Raw genomic sequence first — 17553 nt, forward strand, 5'->3', positions numbered from 1 at the left:
TTGCTTACTGCGTGCTCTGCCCACTACCCGACATACCGCCGGACGAACTGCCCAGCTGCGTGCTCATCGACTCCGGAATCTTGTTCTTGAACGAATCGAGGTAGCGCTGGTAGACCAGCGACGCGACGTCGCCGAGCATCGGCTGCACCGGTGCCGAAGCGCGGTTGTCCCGCTGGATCGAGAGCCATTGTTTCGTCGAATGGTCGACGTCGGATGCGGCCGGCGCTGTTGCGTCTTGCGCCTGTGCGGCTACGGCCCCCATCGCCATCGTCATGATCGTGCCCAGCACCACGATGCGGTGCGCAAACTCGTTTCGGTAATGTTTATTGTTCATGTCGTTCCCCCGCCTGTCGTTCATTGTGCAAACCGTTGCAGTAGCGGCACGGTCTGGTCATAGCCGAAATTGTTTGCCATCGGTGTAATGGGCGCGTTCGCAGCACGCCGCGATACGACCGGCGGCGTCGCAACCGCACGCTGCTGCGCCCGTGCGGCGGCCACAATCCTTGCGGCATCGCTCGTGATGTCCTTGCGGATTTCTGCCGCCAGACGCTGCTGGCTCATCAGCCGCTGCGCGTCCTGTGTGCGCCCGGCCGCTAGGAGATACAGCGCGAGATTGCTGACGATCTTCGGATTACGTTGATCCAGTTCCGCGGCCTTCATCAGCGGCACTCGCGCACCGACCACATCGCCGTTACGCAATTTCGCATAGGCGAGATCGGACAGCAGCGATGCGTCGGTCGGCGCAAGCTCGGACGCCTGCGTCAATGCCTGTACCGCCTGGCCGAAATCGCCGGCCGCACCGGCGATCAACCCGAGCCCGCGATAACCGCGCGCGGCGAGCGGCGTCTTCAGCAACTGCGTATAGGCCGCCGCGCTCGCGGCCGGCTGGTCGGTCATGCGCAGCGCGTCCGCGCGCAGCAGGATCGTGTCCGGTGACACGCCGTACGCCTTGTCGTATGCGTCGATGTGCGCAAGCGACGCATAAAAGAGACCCTGCGCCTGCATCCGCTGGATCAAACCGAGATACATCGCGGGCGTATCCGGCACCGCCTGCTTCTGGTCGGCCGCCTGAATCAGCGCCGCGCGCTCGACCTGCGCACCGACGCCGTACCCGCTTTCCTTGGTCGCGCAAGCGCCGAGCAGCAGCACCGCTGCCGCCATACTTGCCTGCGTCCCCATCCTGCCGATCCGCTTCATCGTCTTTCCTTCCCCCCATCAATGATGCGCCGACAGCGCATGCATCACTGCCAGAAAGCCGGGGCCCGCCGTCACGATCAACAGTGCGGGCAACAGCGTCAGGACCATGACACCCGTCATCTTCACGGTCAATCGACCGATGCGCTCGCGCAGCATCGCGCGGCGCGTCTCTCGCAGTCGGTCACCGAACTGCTTGAGCGGTTCCTGTACCGCGCCGCCATGCTTGTCGACCTGCACCATCAAGCGGGCAATCGCGCGCAAGTCCTCGTTGTCGAAGCCGCCCGACAACCTTTGCATCGACTGGTCGCGCGTGCGGCCCGCCGCAAACTGACGCTGCGCGATTCCAACCTCGGACGACAGCACCGGCATCATCCCGCGGAAATCGTTCGTCACGACCTGCAGGCTTTGATCCAGCGACAGTCCGACGCCCTGCAACAAGCGCAGCATGTCGACGAACAGCGGTAGTTCGTCGACGACGCTTTGGCGACGGGCCGCAGCACGGCGTTGCACGACAAGCTTCGGTAACATGAAGCCAAGCGCGAGTGCGGCGAACATCCCGATCATCCAGTATCCGCCCTTCATTCGCCCACTGGCCAATATCGCGAACACAAGCGGCAACACGATCCCGCAAGCGATCCGCGCGCTCAGGAACAGTCCGCGCGTGCGTGCGTCGACGTATCCGCATTGCTCGAGCAGACGACGATCCTCTTCCGCGACGATGTGCTTGCCCAATCCGGTATCGAGCCAGCGCAGCCCCGCCGCAGACAATCGTGCGAGCATCCGCTCGATGCGCTGCTGGCCACGCGTGTCCGGTCTCGCTTCTGTACGTTCTTCCGTCGAGGTCCGTAGCCTGGCCGCTTCGAGTGCTGCCATGCGCTGGTCGAGCGCATCGGCCAGCGCGCGTTCGGCACGCGACGTGGCGCTCGCACGCAGCAACGCGATCATGCCAAGCAAGAGCACGCCCACCGCGCCGAGCGCCAGGGCAATCGAGCCGATCTGAGTTGCCGTCATCGCATCACCTGAGTCGAGCCATTCGATACAACCACACGCTCCCGGCAACCTGCATCAGGAACGCGAAAACGAGGAGCGTGCGCCCGTTCGGATCAATCCACATGCCTTCCAGATACTTCGGATTTGTCATCACGACAAAACTGCCGATCGCGATCGGCAGCATCACGAGCACGAACGCGGACAGCCGCGTCTCCGCCGACATCGCCGTCAGTTCGCGCTCGGCCTGCTCGAGATCGCGCATGAACACAGCCATACGTTCGAGCATCACGTCCGCACGACCGCCATACTTGACCGACAGCCGCAGCACCGAGCCGAGCAGTTCGAATTCCTGCGTCCGGTATATCTTCGCGATATGGAGCATCGCGCGATCGATCTCGACACCTGTGCGCAACATCCGGGAGACGTGATCGAGACACCCCCGCAGCGGCTCCTCGGTCGTCAGCAGCGCTGCCTGAAATGCGGCCGGCACGCTGTTACCGAGCGTCACCAGTCGCACGATCCCGTCGAGAAACGACGGGATCTGCCGGACGATCTTCAGTCGCCGACGCTGAATTCGCGAGGCGAGCCAGATGCCAAGAATCGCGCTTCCGCAGACGAGCGCCGCGAAACATGCGAGCGCGCCGCCGCGACTGCCCGCGATTGCCGCAATCGCGACGAGCGCGGTCAGTGCGCCGACCGCCTTGCCGCGCGCGCCTTCGATCCCGGCGCGGTTCACGAGGTTGGCCAAATATTCCGCCGTCACCCCGTACCAGTGCGTCCAGAACGCATCCGACGACGCATTGCGTACGCCGCCGGATGAAGACACAGAGCGCGACGCAGCGGATGCCGCCGGTTTCGCGGCAGGTGCCGCCGCGCGCGCACCGGGCTCGAGCCGACTGTCGATGAAGCGCTTTGCATCGGTACGCACACGCCGGGTTTCCGCATGTCGCCACAGCATCAATGCCGATGCCGCGCACAGCATCGCGACCGCGAGCACCCAGATCATCGCGCTATACATTGAAGCCCCCGCCGCGACCGAAGCCGCCGCCGCCGAACCCACCACCGCCCAGTCCGCTGTTCGTCAACGCCTGGCGAAAACGCGCGAGCTTCGGCGAATGCGGATGAATGCCCAGCGACTCCCAGTGATCGACTTCCTCGCCCTCCGGCGTGACGCGCGCTTCGTAGCGATACAGCTCCTGCGTCGCGATGATGTTGTCGGACAGCCCAGTCACCTCGGTGATCGACAGAATCCGGCGGCGCCCATTCGACAGGCGTCCGATCTGCACGATGAAGTCGATCGCGTTCGCGATCTGGCGACGCAGGCTCGATTCGGTTCCCTGGAAGCCCGCGAAGCCGGCGAGCATCTCGAGACGGTACAGGCACTCGCGCGGCGAACTCGCGTGCACGGTGCCCATCGAGCCGTCGTGGCCCGTGTTCATGGCCTGAAGCATTTCGAGCACTTCACCGCCGCGCACTTCGCCGACGATGATCCGGTCCGGACGCATCCGCAGCGTATTGCGCAACAGATCGCGAATCGTCACGACGCCACTACCGTCGAACCCGCCCGGCCGGCTTTCGAGCCGCACGACGTGCGGATGGTTCAGCGACAGTTCCGCCGTATCCTCGATCGTCACGACACGCTCGGCCTCCGGAATGTGGAACGCGAGCGCATTGAGCAGCGACGTCTTGCCCGAGCTCGTGCCACCCGACACGAGCACGTTGCAGCGGGCCTCGACCGCCGCCTCGAGCAATGCACCGATCTCTTCGTTGTACGTGCCGTTACCGAGCAGGTCCGAGGGCTTGAGCGGGTCCTTGCGGAATTTCCGGATCGACACGATCGGGCCGTCGATCGACAGCGGCTCGATCACGACGTTCACGCGGCCGCCGTCGGGCAGTCGCGCGTCGACCATCGGGTTCGATTCATCGAGACGGCGCCCGATCGGCGCGAGGATCCGGCGCACGATTCGCAGCAAATGCGCGTTGTCGGTGAAGCGCACCGGCAGCTTCGCTAGGATCCCGTGACGCGACACGTACACGTCGTTGTAGCCGTTGATCAGGATGTCCTCGACCGCCGGATCCGCGAGCAGATCCTCGATCGGCCCGAAGCCCGCGAGTTCCTTCGTCAGCGCCTCGGCGATCGCACGCACCTCGTTCTCGTTGAGCGGAATGCGGCGCAGGCGCACGAAGCTGTCGATCTCGAGATCGACGAACTGATTGATCGCCTGGCGGGACCATCGGCCGAACTCGGCGCCCAGTTCCTCGATGCGCGTCAGCAAATGCTCGTGCGCGGCATTCTTGATGTCGTGGAATTGCTGCGTCTGGGAGAACGGCGCTGCGCCGTCGGCGAATTGAATGTCGTGTGCCATCGGTTATGACCGCTTGGACGAGGGTTGAATGAAACGTTTGAGTGCGGACAGGCCGGGCGCCGCGCGCGACGCGCCCGCCATGCCAGATACGCCGGGCAACCGCGTCGCGAGGGATTCGAGTGCGCGCACGTAAGGATCGCGCTCCGCCGCATCGACAACGAGCCGCCCCTGGTTCGCTGCGTGGCCAATCGCGACGCGACGCGCGGGCAAGGTGCCGACCAGCGCGACGCCAAGACGCTCCGCGATCTGTCCAGGCATCAGGTCCAGCGCGGGATCGTACTGGTTGACCACAAGCTTCACACGGTCGGTATCGACGCCCGCATCGCGCAGTCCGGTAAGCAGATCGGCCGCCGACACGATCGATGCGACGCCCTGGTCGCACACGAGCCACGCCTCGTCGGCCGCTGCGGCGATCTGCGTGACGAACTCGCGATTCGAAAACCCGCCCAGATCCACGACCTGCTGGTCGAAGAACGCGCGAAAGCGGTTCAGCAAACCGATGCACGACGCATAGGACACGTCGCGCAACGCGCCGAGGTCCGGCGGCAGCGTCGTCAGCGCGACGCCGCTTTGGTGGCGCGTGAGCGCGGTGTTCACGAAAGTGCGATCGATGCGGCGCAGATTCTGCACGGCGTCGATGAAATGGAATTCGCAGCGCGTGTTCAGGAACAGCGCGCCGTCACCGGGCGGCAGCCCGAGATCGACCAGCGCGGTCTGGCGACCGGCCGGCGCGCCGCCGTCCGGGCCGCCAGCCGCACCGGGCCCGAGCGCGCGCTTTTGCAGCCAGACCGCGAGGTTCGCGGCGAGCGTGCTGACGCCCATGCCGGCACGTGCGCCGAGCAACGCGACGACCTTGCCGTGGCGGCTCGTCGGCTCGCCGACGTGGGACAGCAATCCGCGCGTCGTCCGCAGTGCATCCTCGGCCGACGCCGACACGTCGATGAAATCGCGCACGCCCGCGCGCAGTGCTGCGAGCGTGCTCTCCGGCTGGGCGAGCGAGCCCAGCGCGACAATCGGCAACCCCGGATGTGCCGCGCGTACCGCGGCCGCAGCGACGCTCGCTGCTTCGCTACGTTCGGAGAAATCGATGAACACGAGGGCCGGGTTGAGCCCCGTGATGCGCTGACCAAGCACGCCCGGCTCCAGCGACGCGGCCTCGACCGCACCGGCCGACACCAGCGTATCGGCCAGCCAGCGCACATGCGCTTCCTTTGTCGATGCGCAAACGAAGTAGTCGGTCACGGCGGGTTCACACAACGATTGGGTTCGTGCATTCATGTCGAACACCCTCGATTACGCAAGGCGTAGCGGTGTGCCACGACGCGCAATGCCTCAAATTCATTTCGAAAACCCCGGTGCCGCATCCGGCGATGCCGCACCGCCCAGGTAGGATCGCCATACCGGCCCGTCGCGCTGCTCGGACAATTCGCCGGGCGTCGCAGGCAGCACCGCCCCCTTCGCAATCGGTGCGACGAGATGCGGTGTCACGATGATCAGCAATTCCTTGTCGTTCTGCTGGTAGTTCAGGTTCTTGAAGAACGTACCGATGATCGGCAGGTCACCGAGCAGCGGCACCTTGCTCACGTTCGACAGTGTCTGGCGGTCGATCAGGCCGCCGATCACGAAGCTCTCGCCGTCGCCGAGTTCGATCGTCGTATCGGCGCGGCGCGTCGTGATGCCCGGCACGGCGACACCGCTGATCGTCACGCTGTTCACGAAATCGAGCTGGCTCGATTCCGGCGCGACCTTCAGCGCGATCCGGCTTGGGCTCAGCACCGTCGGAGTCAGCGACAGTCCCACACCGTATTGTTTCCACTGGATCGCTGTCGAGCCGAGCCCCTGCGGCGACGGCACCGGGATCTCGCCGCCCGCGAGGAAGCTGGCGCTCTGGCCGGACAGCGCGACGAGCGTCGGCTCCGCGAGCACGCGCGCCAGATTGTTCGCTTCGAGCAACGACAGGTCGGCGAAGATGCCGCGGCCTGCTGCATTCACGACCAGGTTGAATGCAGACGCAACCGGTGCGCCGAGCGTCGGAATATACCCGGCCGTACCCGGGCCCGACGCGCCGTTATACGACTGCACGCCGCCCGGCGAAAACGAGCCGAACGAAAAGCCGTTGCTCTGCTTGAAGAAGTTGAAGCCGACCTGCTTGAGCACCGAGCGGCTGAATTCCACCACCCGCACGTCGACCTGCACGACATTCTTGCCGGCCAGCGTCGAACGATCGATCACCGTGCCCTTCGGGCTCATGTTCTTGGCGACCGCCACGGCACGTTCGTGTGCATCAAGCGATGCCGACGTTCCCCGCAGCACCGACGTCCCGCCGTATGCCTTCACCTGCGGCGTCGAACCGTCGAGCACCGCTTGCGCAGCAGCATCGACGACTTCGACACTCCACACCGTCGGCTCGTCGTGACCGCGCTCCCACAACATCACGTTCGTTGTACCCGGCGCTTTCGCGGTCAGCAGCACGGAACCGGTACGACTGCCCTTCATGATCAACACGTCGGCGATCGCGGGATCGCCGACTGCGACACGCTGCAGCGCACGACCTGCAGAAATCTGCCGCTGCGCGCCGACCGCGAGTTCAATCGTGCCGCTCGCGCTTGCAGTGGATGCGAATGTCAAGGTCCAGAGAGCAATCGCGAATGCAGTCAGTATGTTTTTCATTGTTTGTTGGGCCGTCGCACGGCCTTTACTTGTCGTCGCAGATATCGATGGCCACCGATGTTGTTCAATATGCAACCGTTTCCGAGCGGCCGCCGCGGATCAGCTCGATGCCGCCGCCGCCGCTACCGCCTCCGACGGATCGCCCTGCCGGCGGCAAGCGCGATGGCAGCGGCGGCACATTTACGTTGGCCACCGCAGTCCTCGACGTACCGGACAGCTGTTGCAGCGATACGCCGACCGCGGCAAGCGCCGAGGGCGACAACTTGTTGTCCGTACGCACCGCCACCGTCTGCATCGCAAGCTCGTCGTCGCGCGGATTGCGCAGTGCGAGCGTCAGCCGACCGCTCGCCTCGCCGAGCGTGAGTGCATCGACCTGCGCCGTCGGCACCGCGAGCACCGCGATGCGCGTATTGCTCGGCTGGCCGTTATTGCCGTTCGTGTTGCTGCCGCTGTCGCGCTCCGGCGTCGCGTCGCCGAACGACAGCACGCGCACCTTCGACATCAGGAGCCGCGCTTGTGTCTGCGAGACTTCGCCGTCGAGCATCCCGCTGCCCGCCTCACGCTTCAGGTTCACGAAGACGTCGACGAAGTTGCCGGGCCGCAGGCGATTGCCGACCGCATTGGTCTCGTCGACACGAACCGCAATCGCGCGCTCGCCCGGCTGCACGTCCTCGGCAAGCCCCGACACCAGTGCGTCCGCCACAACCGGTGCCGACGCCGGGATGTCTCTCACCGGAACGCGACCGACCAGGGCGGCCGGATCGGAAAACGCACCTGCCGGCGCAGGAGCAACTGGTTGAACCTTCAACGCATCGGCGGCAATCGGCTGCCCCATCGGCAGCGCGCGCGTCGCGATAACCACTGACACCGGGCTCGCAGCGACAGCCTGTTGCACGGGGATGGGACTAGGCGTACTGCGTCCAAGCATCCAAGCGTAGATTCCAAGCAGAACAGCGATCGCAATCAGCAACCCCGCGATGATTTTTGTCAGATTGTTGGCCATGTTGATATGGGAATGCCGGAACCAGGTTCAGGAGCGTGATGACGATCGGGCGACTCGATTAAATAGGATTGCGATTCAGAGCATGCTTGGCTGAACTTGCACGGTCGCACTACTCTGCAGCTGCGGCGCAGTGAACAGGAATATCCACGGGATCAGCGGATTCGCCGCGTATGAATAGGTCGTTGTCACCATCACGTTGAATGCGGCGGTGGACGTCGATGTGAATGTCCCGCCGCAGGTCACGCCGGGCGTCGACGTGGGCGACGGTACCGAAGTGGACACCTGCGCGGCGAAACTGACGTTCTTCGACCACGGTGCGCCGCCCAACGCTTGCGTCACGGCGTTTCGCGCATTGACCTGCAGGCGGTCGCACGGCGCCGACGTGTAGTTCAACGCAGCGCGCGCGCCTTCGGATGCCGCGAATGTCAGGCTTTGCTGGATGATAAAAACCATCCCGAACGTAACGATCGCGTAAAAGATCAAGAAGAACAACGGAAATACGAATGCGAACTCGATCGCTGCCACTCCCCGTTGCCGCCGCCACGCGGGCGACTGGCGCGCTTGCGCCCACCGAGCCATCACACTCCCCTCACATGCATAAAATGCAGAAGCCACACAGCAGCGGGTATCACAAGAAACGCTGCATAAGGCGTCGCTCGACGGCCACCGAGTGCCATCGCTGGCGTACTCCGTTTGCACAGCATGGCAATCGAAGTCCGTGACAGCACCATTAGCCAGAGCGCGTGGAGACCCGCAGCGATGCTCGCGATAATCCAGAACCACGGCAACGCCTGCACGCCACACCACGCACCAAGCACGCCGAATACCTTGACGTCTGCAGCACCCATTACACGTAACGCGAAGAGGGGAGAAAAGCAGACAACGCCCACCGACGCACCGGCCAGTGACTGAAGCGCCGTAACCCCGAACGGATTTCCACCGATGACCGCGCCGACCAATGCGCCTGCCAAACCCGCAATAACGAGTGAATTCGGAATACGCCGACACCGAATATCAGCGGTTCCGACAAGCGTCGCCCAAGCGAGGAAGATCCCGCCGCACAAAAGATGCGCCATGACAACAACCGACTGTCCGCCGGACGAAGAGCGAACTGACTGCAGTGCGCTCGCCCGCCGCCCCGGCGGAACACGGAGATCAACTGGCCTTACAGGTAGCAGGCGTTGTCACGCAACTGGAGATAGTGGAGAACATGGTTCCAAGATTCGAACCGATCGTCGAAACGCTCGCGATGATTGCCACCGCAATCAGACCCGCAATCAGCCCATACTCGATCGCGGTAACCCCGTCTTCTTCCTTGAGGAAGCGCTTGATGAGTGCTTTCATTTTTTAATTCCTCGTGCCTGTATGTACGTTTTTTGGCCTTTTATACGTTGTAGTTCCCGTATATCTGGCCCTTGCCCCGCGTCGTTCGCTACAACTAAGTAACGACAACCGGATGCGCTTTCTTTATATGTCACCCCGAGGGGTATGTATCACAATTTGATGCAAGTTAACATTCGCGATAGTGACCCTCCTCGAACGTCGTGTACCGAGCTGTACATTTCCTTACACCTGCTCCGGATTCTATATCCGATCGTATTTAACTTCCAACCTCTTTTAAGACCGGATCGAAAAAACTTTCCGGGAGCACAGCCGTATTTGTACGGCGTTTCGGTACGACTTACACATAGGACTTACGATAGGTTAGATGTGCACACCTAATCCACCAGTAAAACAGCCGGAGCGCCCGCCAGGCCTGCACGCCCGCCCACGTTACGCCGCACGCGTAACGCCAATGTTGTGACGTTACGTTACGAAACGGCCGAAACCGTTCTCATTCGACCGTTCTTAAACAGATTCAACAATCTTTCAGTTTGCCTAAATCCCTTTTCCGACAAGGAATTGCCCCGTTTAAAACCAATCGTCGAACCGTCGGCCATCGAAATGGCACGACAGTTGCAGAGTAATCCCCGCATCACTCAACACAACATCAGCTTCAATGCGAGGACGAAATGGACATTAAGGTTATCCCTCATGGCACGCTCCGGACGACTATGATCGCGGCCACCGTGGCAGCCATGCTTTCCCTCTCCGCGTGCGGCGGCTCCGGTTCCATCAGCAAGGGGCTCAGCGGCGGCTCCAGCTCGGGCGGTGGCGACTCCGTCTCGACGTCGGGTGGCGGCACCTCGGGCGGCACGTCCGGTTCGACGAGCGGCAGCACGTCGGGCGGCACCAGTGGCTCGACCAGTGGCAGCACGAGCGGCTCGACGAGCGGCAGCACCAGCGGCACGACGAGCGGAACGTCCAGCGGAACGAGCGGCACCTCCGGTGTGTCGTCGAACGCAGTGGGTCAGGTCCTCGCAAGCGGCAGCAATCTCGTCACCAATCTCGGTGGCACCGTGTCAAACCTCGGCGGCGTCGTCGCCGGCCAGTCGTTGCCCGGCGTCAACCCGGCCACGACGCAAGCGGCGGGCGGCATCATCCAGAACGTCGGCGGCGCGGTCACTGCACTCGGCAATGGCCTCGGCAACGGCCTCGGCCAGCTCGGCGCAACGAAAGACCCGGTCGGCGTCACGGTCGCCAGCACCGGCGGCGTGGTGAACCAGCTCGGCGGCGCAGTCACGCAGACCGGCAACCTGGTCACGAGCCTCGGCAGCGGCCCGTTGTCGCCACTCGCTCCCGTCACCGGCGCCGTCGGCGGCCTCGTGACGCAGGTCGGCAACGCGGTTTCGAACGGCGGCACCACGCTGTCCAACGTGCTGTCGACCGGCCCGATCCAGCAGGTCACGCAGACGGTCAGCTCGGCGATCACGCCGATCACGACGATGGTCGGTCAGACGACGCAGACGATCGGGACGGCCACCGGCCTCGGCGCCCCTGTCAACACGCTGCTCGGCACGATCGGCAACGGCCTGAACCAGGCCGGCGCGGTGATTGCGTCGACGGGCGGCAATCCCGTCACGACCGGCCTCGGCAGCACTGTCTCGTCGACCGGCAATACCGTGAAGGCCGTCGGCGGCCTGCTCACGGGCGCCACCGGCGGCGCGACCAACCCGCTCGCGCCGCTCACGGGCCTGCTCACGACCGTCACCGGCACGCTCGGCGGCGCAACGGGCGGTACGAGCGGCGGCCCGCTCGCTCCGGTCACCGGCCTCGTCTCCACCGTCACCGGCACACTCGGTGGCGCAGCCGGCGGTACGAGCGGCGGCCCGCTCGCTCCGGTCACCGGCCTCGTCTCCACCGTCACCGGCGCACTCGGCGGCGCAGCCGGCGGTACGAGCGGGCGCCCGCTCGCTCCAGTCACCGGCCTCGTCTCCACCGTCACCGGTGCACTCGCGGCGCCAACGGGTGGCACGAGCGGCGGTCCGCTCGCTCCGGTCACCGGCCTCGTCTCCACCGTCACCGGCGCGCTCGGCGGCGCAACGGGCGGCACGAGCGGCGGTCCGCTCGCTCCGGTCACCGGCCTCGTCTCCACCGTCACCGGCGCGCTCGGCGGCGCAACGGGCGGCGCGGGCGGCAGCACCCGCTCGCTCCCGTGACGGGCGTCGTGTCCGCGGTCACCAGCACGGTCGGTGCCCCGGCACTGAGCGGCAGCACCGGCACGGTCACGAATTCGGGCTCGGGCTCGAACCCGCTCGCGCCTGTCACGTCGCTGCTCGGCGGCCTGCTCGGCGGCACGCACGGCAAGTAATCGAACATCCATTCATCGACAAGACAGCGAGGAGTCCATCATGTCCCAGCAACGTTCCATCACGACGGCCGCCCTGCGCCAATGGCGCGCGCCCCTCACCGCTTTCGCCGCAGCGTGCCTGCTGGCCGCCTGCGGCGGCAACAGCGTCAGCACGCCGCCGACGAGCAGCAATGCCGGCAGCAGCAGCGGCACGAGCGGCACCAGTGGTACGAGCGGCACCAGCGGCTCGTCCACCGGCACCAAGGGCGCTGTCAGCACGATCGGCCAGACGGCAACCGACCTCGGCAGCACGGTCGGCAACATCAGCGTGCCCGGCCTCGGCGACGGCGTGACGAAGGGTGTCGGCAGCACCGTCTCGAGCACCGGCACGATCATCAACGCGGCTGCCGATGCGTTGAGCAACGGGCTGGGACAGACCGGCTCGATCAAGGATCCCGTCGGCACGACGGTCGCCGGCCTCGGGAACGTCGTGGGCGCGACGAGCAACACCGTGTCCGGGCTGAGTTCGACGGTCAAGGCGCTCGGCACGGGTCAGCTCGCGCCGCTCGCCCCTGTCACGACGCCGGTCGGAACCGTGCTCGACACGGTTGCCAACGGCCTCTCGGCAGCCGGCACGACGATCGGTTCGACGCTGTCGTCGGGTGCCGTGCAGCAGGTTACGCAACCGCTCAGCTCGGCGATCACGCCGCTGGTGATCACCGCAGGCCAGGTCACGCAACAGGTCGGCACGACCACCGGCCTCGGGCAGCCCGTGTCGGGCCTGCTCGGTCAGGTCGGCGGTGCAATCAGCTCGGCGGGCACGAAGGTCGCAAGCACGTCTAACCAGCCGCTCGTCGGCGACGTCGGCCAGCTCGTCACCGCGGTCGGCAACACCGTGACCAACGCGGGCGGCCTCGTGAACCCGAACGGTCCGAACGGCGCGGCACCGATCCCCGGCCTGCTCACCAGCCTCGTCGGCGGCTCGACGGCTACGGTCCAGAACGGCACGTCGTCGGGTTCCGGCTCGACGAACCCGCTCGGCGGCCTGCTGTCCGGCCTCGGTTCGACGCCGCTCGGTTCGCTCACGGGTGCGGTCGGCGGCGCAACGGGCAGCTCGGGCAGCAATCCGCTCGCGCCCGTCACGGGCCTCGTGTCGACGGTCACGGGCACGCTGGGCGGCGCAACGGGTGGTGCAGGCGGGGCAAACCCTCTCGCGCCCGTCACCGGTTTGCTGAATACTGTCACCGGAACAGTCGGCGGTGCAGCGGGAACCGGGGGTTCGTCGAGCCCGCTCGCACCAGTCACGTCGCTGGTCGGCAGCGTGACGGGTGCGGCATCGTCGGGCAGTTCGACGGGTCTGCTGGCACCGGTCACGGGGCTGCTGGGCACGCTGGGTAGCGTCGGCAAGTAAGGAGGACGATCGCGCCTTGCAGCGGAGCACGAGGCGCGGCCGTACCAATACAACCGGCAATGCGGCACGCGGGCGCGACACCCTGGTGTCCGCGCCCGCATTAGAAAGAAGACGAAAGCAAGGCCTACGAGGAAGAAACAATGAAATCCAGACTCGACAGATGGATGATGCTGCTCGCTATCGCGGCAGCAGGCACGGCACATGCACAAACGCGCGCGGCTGGTAACCCGCTTGATTCCCTCCCCCAGATCAACGCACCGCAGAAAGGCCCGAGCGTCACCGTGCAGGTCGCGCCGCAGGCACCGCAACTGCAGGAACTGCTGTCGCGGCACCTGACGCCGACGACGTTCCAGGTGGAAGGCGTGAAGTCGGTGCCGTTCGACGAAATCTCGCGTCGCTTCACGCCCCTCGTCGGCAAGGACATCACGATCGGCGAGCTGATCGAAACCGCCAACGGCGTGACCAAGCTGTACCAGGATCGCGGCTATGCGCTGTCGTTCGCGTTCATTCCCGCGCAGACGTTCGAGAACGGCGTCGTGCGCGTCACGGTCGTCGAAGGCTATGTGTCGGACGTCAAGGTGACCGGCAAGCCCGGCGCGATGGAATCGAAGATCCGCGCGATCGCCGCGCACATCACGGCCGATCGCCCGCTGCGCCGCGCGACGTTCGAACGCTACGTGAACACGTTCGGCCTCCTGCCCGGCGTGTCGGTGAAGGCCAACGTGCCACCGCCGCAGACGACCGACGGCGCAACGACGCTCGAACTGGCCGTCGACCGCAAGGCATTCAACATCAGCACCGGCATCGATTTCAATCACCCGGGCGTGCAGGGGCTCATCACCGCAACGGAGAACGGCCTCACGTCGTTCGGCGAGCAATTGAGCATTTCCGCGCTGGTGCCGCCCGGACGCGACAAGCAGACCTACGTCGCATTCAGCGGCGCCGTGCCGGTCGGCAGCAGCGGCCTGGTCACGCGCCTCGACGCCAGCACGTATCGCGGCAAGCCGACCGACAACCCGGGCCTGCCGTCGACCGTCGAGCGCACCGTCAAGAACGAGAAGCTCGGTCTTTCGGCATCCTATCCGTTGCTGCTGAACAACCAGCGCAGCCTGCTCGGCACCGTGTCGGGCTATGCGTCGCACAACGAAGACCGCTACCAGAACAAGATCAGCGGCAACAGCATCGATACACGCTCGCAGGTCCGCGTGCTGCAGATGCAGCTCGACTATACGAGCGTATCGGCCAAGCAGGTACAGAAGCTGAGCGTGAACGTCGCGAAGGGCTTCAACATTCTCGGCGCGTCGAAATCGCAGGACATCACGATCGGCTCGAACACGACGTCGGTGGACAGCCCGATCTCGCTGACGTTCGTGCGCACCGGCGCGACCTTCACGCAAACCAATGAATGGCCGTTCAAGATCGGCACGTCGGTCTCGCTGACCGGCCAGTACAGCCCCGACTCGCTGCCGACGTCGGAGCAGATCTCGTTCGGTTCGACGCGCTATGCGCTCGGCTACCAGCCCGGCGAAACGTCGGGCGACTCGGGCTGGGGGATGTCGCTGGAGGTCAACCGCGGATTCACGCCGGGCTGGACGTACATGAAATCGATCACGCCGTACATCGCGTACGACATGGCGCGCGTGTACCTGCATACCGGCACGCCGTCGCCGAGCCGCCTGTCGTCGGTCGGTATCGGCGTGCGGTTTACCGACAGCCGCTACTACAGTCTCGATCTGAATATCGCGAAGCCGGTCGGCGATGCACCGGTTGAAAGCGCATCGCGCAGCCCGCGCGTGAATGCCGCGTTCTCGTATCAGCTCAACTGATCGGTCACCAGACAGCCTGCGTCTCGCGGGCCGTTTGGATTAGAACCCCCTCTATCAAACGCAGCGTGCGGTTTCACGTATTCTGGCAAAGCTCGCAACATGCCACCGTCCCATGCAGACGGTCGTGCGGGCGCATCGAACACGACATGAAACAAGGAGGAAGACGATGATTCAACTGACCCGCCCGTTGCGCGCACTGGCCATCGCGAGTGCCCTGCTCGCTTGCGCCGCCCCCACCTTCGCCCAGGCCGACAGCCCCGTCGGGATGTGGCAGACGATCGACGACAACACGCATCAGCCGAAGGCGCTCGTGCAGATCGCCGACGACGGCGAAGGCTCGCTGTCGGGCAAGGTCGTCAAGGGCCTCGGCGCCAATGACACGCCCGATCGCCGCTGCACCGCATGCACGGACGAGCGCAAGGATCAGCTCATCAAGGGCATGACGATCATCAAGGCGATGAAGAAGGACGGCGATCACTGGGACGGCGGCAACATTCTCGACCCGGAGAACGGCAAGGTCTACAAGTGCAAGATGTCGCTCGAAGACGGCGGCCAGAAGCTCGTCGTGCGCGGCTATATCGGCGTATCGCTGCTCGGCCGGTCGCAGACCTGGGTTCGCGCACAATGACGCAACGCGCGTCGACACGCGCGACGCGATAAAAAAATCGGCCTGCGACGACGTCGTCAGGCCGATTTTGTTTTGACGCCGACGTGCATGAAACCGATCGACATCACGCTGCGCGCTTCAGCGCATCCGCCGTGTAGCTGCGCGGCGTGCGATAAACCGGCGCCACGGCACTGCGTACCGCCGCCGCCTTCGATTGCGCGTGCTTGCGCATCCGCGTGGCCAGCTGGTCGCACAGATTCGCGCCTGCGTCGCCATACAATGCGTGCATCACCTGCCGCAGCGTGCCGGTCTCGTGCCAGACCTTGAAACGGCGGTGGCAGGTTTGGTACGAAGGGTAACGACGCGGCATCGCGGACCAGGTCGCGCCGCTATAGATGATCCACAGCACGCCGTTCAGGACGGCGCGTGTGTTGGCCAATGGTCGGCCGCGCAACTCGGTGCGCGGCTGCATTTCGGGCAAAAACGGCGCGACGCAGCGCCACTCATGGTCGGTCAGATCGCGATACGGTGTCATGGATATCTCCAGCCTTGGGAACCATGACGCAACGATATCGGCTGACCTCAACCGTGAACATAAGACAAGTCCGAAAATACCCGGAGATTGCGGGAATTTGACCGGAATTGACCTTTGAAACCCGCCGCTCGCCGGCAACCGCGATCAGGTCAGCGAAGTATCGACGATACGACGCGGCGTTTCGAGGTATTCCTTCGACTGCATCTCGACGATCCGCGACACCGTGCGCGTGAACTCGTTCGCCATCGGCCCTTCGACGTACAGCTGCTCCGCCGGCACCGCCGCGGACATCAGCAGCTTGACCTTGTGGTCGTACAGCACGTCGATGAGCCAGGTGAAGCGTCGCGCCTCGGACGCCATCCGCGGCGACATCTGCGGCACTTCCGACAGCACGATCGCATGGAAGCGGCTGGCAAGCTCGAGATAGTCGTTCTGTGAACGCGGGCCGCCGCACAGCGTCGCGAAGTCGAACCAGACGACCCCGTCGGCCTTGCGGAGCGCCTTCAACTCGCGCTTCTCGATATGCAGGATCGGGCTTTCGTCCGGCACCGCGGCGAGCTTCGCGAACGCATGACGCAGTTCGCGATCGGCGTCCGCGCCGAGCGGCGTGTGGTACATCTGCACCTGCGCCAGCGTGCGCTGGCGATAGTCGACGCCCGCGTCGACGTTCAGCACGTCGAGCTTTTGCTTGATCAGCGCGATCGCCGGCAGCATGCGGTCGCGATGCAGGCCATCGGGATACAGATCGTCGGGATCGTAGTTGGACGTCATCACGAACTGCACGCCGTTGTTGAAGAGGCGATCGAGCAGCCGATACAGGATCATCGCGTCGGCGATGTCCGACACGTGGAATTCGTCGAAACAGATCAGCCGGTAGCGTTTCGCGATGCGCCGCGCGAGCTCGTCGAGCGGATCGGCCTGCCCTTTCAGCTCCTCGAGTTCGCGGTGGACTTCACGCATGAATTCGTGGAAATGCAGGCGCGTCTTGCGCTGCACGGGCACCACCGCATAGAAGCTGTCCATCAGGAAGCTCTTGCCGCGGCCGACGCCGCCCCACATGTAGACGCCGCGCGGGAGGTCCGGATGATTGATGAGCTTCTTGAACGCGTTCGAGCGACGCGCCTTGTACTCGACCCACTCGTCGAAACAGCGCTGCAGGCGGTCGACGGCCGCGCGCTGGGCGGGATCGGACTGATAGCCGCGCGTGGTCAGTTCGCGCGTGTAGTATTCGGTGACGTTCATCGGGCAAACCGGAAAGAACGAAGGCGAGCGGGAAAC

At 64.8% G+C, this 17553-nt stretch carries 18 protein-coding genes; 5 read left to right on the forward strand and 13 right to left on the reverse strand.

Going from position 1 to position 17553, the window contains the following annotated elements:
* Positions 1-4: 4 nt before the first annotated feature.
* From PL79_RS22315 to PL79_RS22365, 11 genes are all read right to left on the reverse strand, one after another.
* A complete protein-coding gene (locus tag PL79_RS22315) occupies positions 5-334 on the reverse strand; it encodes a DUF3613 domain-containing protein (RefSeq protein WP_044846009.1) in 330 nt (109 codons plus the stop codon).
* Positions 335-354: 20 nt separating this feature from the next.
* Positions 355-1197 carry a pilus assembly protein gene (locus PL79_RS22320; RefSeq protein ID WP_044846010.1) on the reverse strand — a complete coding sequence of 281 codons (843 nt, stop codon included), beginning with the start codon at positions 1195-1197 and terminating at the stop codon, positions 355-357.
* 18 nt (positions 1198-1215) lie between these two features.
* Positions 1216-2208, reverse strand: coding sequence for a type II secretion system F family protein (locus tag PL79_RS22325; protein WP_044846011.1), 993 nt, complete (start codon positions 2206-2208; stop codon positions 1216-1218).
* 4 nt (positions 2209-2212) lie between these two features.
* Positions 2213-3205, reverse strand: a complete 993-nt coding sequence (locus PL79_RS22330; protein WP_044846012.1) for a type II secretion system F family protein — start codon at positions 3203-3205, stop codon at positions 2213-2215.
* A complete protein-coding gene (locus PL79_RS22335; RefSeq protein ID WP_044846013.1) occupies positions 3198-4553 on the reverse strand; it encodes a CpaF family protein in 1356 nt (451 codons plus the stop codon). The genes PL79_RS22330 and PL79_RS22335 overlap by 8 nt, the downstream gene beginning before the upstream one ends.
* A gap of 3 nt (positions 4554-4556) precedes the next feature.
* Positions 4557-5831, reverse strand: a complete 1275-nt coding sequence (locus PL79_RS22340; RefSeq protein ID WP_044846135.1) for a fimbrial protein — start codon at positions 5829-5831, stop codon at positions 4557-4559.
* A 60-nt stretch (positions 5832-5891) separates the two neighbouring features.
* Positions 5892-7223, reverse strand: a complete 1332-nt coding sequence (locus PL79_RS22345) for a type II and III secretion system protein family protein (RefSeq protein WP_044846014.1) — start codon at positions 7221-7223, stop codon at positions 5892-5894.
* A gap of 64 nt (positions 7224-7287) precedes the next feature.
* Entirely contained in the window at positions 7288-8226 is a 939-nt protein-coding gene (cpaB, locus tag PL79_RS22350) for a Flp pilus assembly protein CpaB (RefSeq protein ID WP_044846015.1), read from the reverse strand.
* 75 nt (positions 8227-8301) lie between these two features.
* Positions 8302-8805 carry a TadE/TadG family type IV pilus assembly protein gene (locus tag PL79_RS22355; RefSeq protein ID WP_044846016.1) on the reverse strand — a complete coding sequence of 168 codons (504 nt, stop codon included), beginning with the start codon at positions 8803-8805 and terminating at the stop codon, positions 8302-8304.
* Positions 8805-9302, reverse strand: coding sequence for an A24 family peptidase (locus PL79_RS22360; protein WP_082088584.1), 498 nt, complete (start codon positions 9300-9302; stop codon positions 8805-8807). Before PL79_RS22360 ends, PL79_RS22355 begins: the two co-directional genes overlap by 1 nt.
* Positions 9303-9381: 79 nt before the next feature.
* The gene (locus PL79_RS22365) at positions 9382-9570 is read right to left on the reverse strand and encodes a Flp family type IVb pilin (RefSeq protein WP_044846017.1); all 189 of its coding nucleotides are present in this window, start codon (positions 9568-9570) and stop codon (positions 9382-9384) included.
* Between the two features lie 668 nt (positions 9571-10238).
* On the opposite strand from PL79_RS22365, the gene PL79_RS22375 reads away from it, so the two are divergent.
* The 5 genes from PL79_RS22375 to PL79_RS22390 all read left to right on the forward strand — a co-directional run bounded on the left by PL79_RS22375 (position 10239) and on the right by PL79_RS22390 (position 15761).
* On the forward strand, positions 10239-11765 hold the full coding sequence (locus PL79_RS22375; protein ID WP_442861567.1) for a collagen-like triple helix repeat-containing protein: 1527 nt from the start codon (positions 10239-10241) through the stop codon (positions 11763-11765).
* Positions 11766-11773: 8 nt separating this feature from the next.
* On the forward strand, positions 11774-11917 hold the full coding sequence (locus PL79_RS37225; protein WP_442861568.1) for a hypothetical protein: 144 nt from the start codon (positions 11774-11776) through the stop codon (positions 11915-11917).
* Between the two features lie 40 nt (positions 11918-11957).
* Positions 11958-13307, forward strand: coding sequence for a collagen-like triple helix repeat-containing protein (locus tag PL79_RS22380; RefSeq protein ID WP_044846019.1), 1350 nt, complete (start codon positions 11958-11960; stop codon positions 13305-13307).
* Between the two features lie 140 nt (positions 13308-13447).
* Entirely contained in the window at positions 13448-15133 is a 1686-nt protein-coding gene (locus tag PL79_RS22385) for a ShlB/FhaC/HecB family hemolysin secretion/activation protein (RefSeq protein ID WP_044846020.1), read from the forward strand.
* Between the two features lie 166 nt (positions 15134-15299).
* On the forward strand, positions 15300-15761 hold the full coding sequence (locus PL79_RS22390) for a DUF2147 domain-containing protein (RefSeq protein ID WP_044846021.1): 462 nt from the start codon (positions 15300-15302) through the stop codon (positions 15759-15761).
* Positions 15762-15864: 103 nt separating this feature from the next.
* Here PL79_RS22390 and PL79_RS22395 read toward each other — a convergent pair whose 3' ends face one another.
* Entirely contained in the window at positions 15865-16275 is a 411-nt protein-coding gene (locus PL79_RS22395) for a transposase (RefSeq protein ID WP_044846022.1), read from the reverse strand.
* Between the two features lie 144 nt (positions 16276-16419).
* Positions 16420-17517: a cell division protein ZapE gene (zapE, locus tag PL79_RS22400; RefSeq protein WP_044846023.1), complete on the reverse strand. Its 1098-nt coding sequence runs from the start codon at positions 17515-17517 to the stop codon at positions 16420-16422.
* Positions 17518-17553 lie beyond the last annotated feature (36 nt).

The organism is Burkholderia sp. USMB20 (assembly GCF_000949135.2).
Taxonomy (GTDB): Bacteria; Pseudomonadota; Gammaproteobacteria; order Burkholderiales; family Burkholderiaceae; genus Burkholderia.

What these genes read in the sequence shown, in the direction of transcription:
- PL79_RS22315 (WP_044846009.1), bottom strand. Translation starts at nt 334, where the DNA reads ATGAACAATAAACATTACCGAAACGAGTTTGCGCACCGCATCGTGGTG.
- PL79_RS22320 (WP_044846010.1), bottom strand. Translation starts at nt 1,197, where the DNA reads ATGAAGCGGATCGGCAGGATGGGGACGCAGGCAAGTATGGCGGCAGCG.
- PL79_RS22325 (WP_044846011.1), bottom strand. Translation starts at nt 2,208, where the DNA reads ATGACGGCAACTCAGATCGGCTCGATTGCCCTGGCGCTCGGCGCGGTG.
- PL79_RS22330 (WP_044846012.1), bottom strand. Translation starts at nt 3,205, where the DNA reads ATGTATAGCGCGATGATCTGGGTGCTCGCGGTCGCGATGCTGTGCGCG.
- PL79_RS22335 (WP_044846013.1), bottom strand. Translation starts at nt 4,553, where the DNA reads ATGGCACACGACATTCAATTCGCCGACGGCGCAGCGCCGTTCTCCCAG.
- PL79_RS22340 (WP_044846135.1), bottom strand. Translation starts at nt 5,831, where the DNA reads ATGAATGCACGAACCCAATCGTTGTGTGAACCCGCCGTGACCGACTAC.
- PL79_RS22345 (WP_044846014.1), bottom strand. Translation starts at nt 7,223, where the DNA reads ATGAAAAACATACTGACTGCATTCGCGATTGCTCTCTGGACCTTGACA.
- cpaB (WP_044846015.1), bottom strand. Translation starts at nt 8,226, where the DNA reads ATGGCCAACAATCTGACAAAAATCATCGCGGGGTTGCTGATTGCGATC.
- PL79_RS22355 (WP_044846016.1), bottom strand. Translation starts at nt 8,805, where the DNA reads ATGGCTCGGTGGGCGCAAGCGCGCCAGTCGCCCGCGTGGCGGCGGCAA.
- PL79_RS22360 (WP_082088584.1), bottom strand. Translation starts at nt 9,302, where the DNA reads ATGGCGCATCTTTTGTGCGGCGGGATCTTCCTCGCTTGGGCGACGCTT.
- PL79_RS22365 (WP_044846017.1), bottom strand. Translation starts at nt 9,570, where the DNA reads ATGAAAGCACTCATCAAGCGCTTCCTCAAGGAAGAAGACGGGGTTACC.
- PL79_RS22375 (WP_442861567.1), top strand. Translation starts at nt 10,239, where the DNA reads ATGGACATTAAGGTTATCCCTCATGGCACGCTCCGGACGACTATGATC.
- PL79_RS22380 (WP_044846019.1), top strand. Translation starts at nt 11,958, where the DNA reads ATGTCCCAGCAACGTTCCATCACGACGGCCGCCCTGCGCCAATGGCGC.
- PL79_RS22385 (WP_044846020.1), top strand. Translation starts at nt 13,448, where the DNA reads ATGAAATCCAGACTCGACAGATGGATGATGCTGCTCGCTATCGCGGCA.
- PL79_RS22390 (WP_044846021.1), top strand. Translation starts at nt 15,300, where the DNA reads ATGATTCAACTGACCCGCCCGTTGCGCGCACTGGCCATCGCGAGTGCC.
- PL79_RS22395 (WP_044846022.1), bottom strand. Translation starts at nt 16,275, where the DNA reads ATGACACCGTATCGCGATCTGACCGACCATGAGTGGCGCTGCGTCGCG.
- zapE (WP_044846023.1), bottom strand. Translation starts at nt 17,517, where the DNA reads ATGAACGTCACCGAATACTACACGCGCGAACTGACCACGCGCGGCTAT.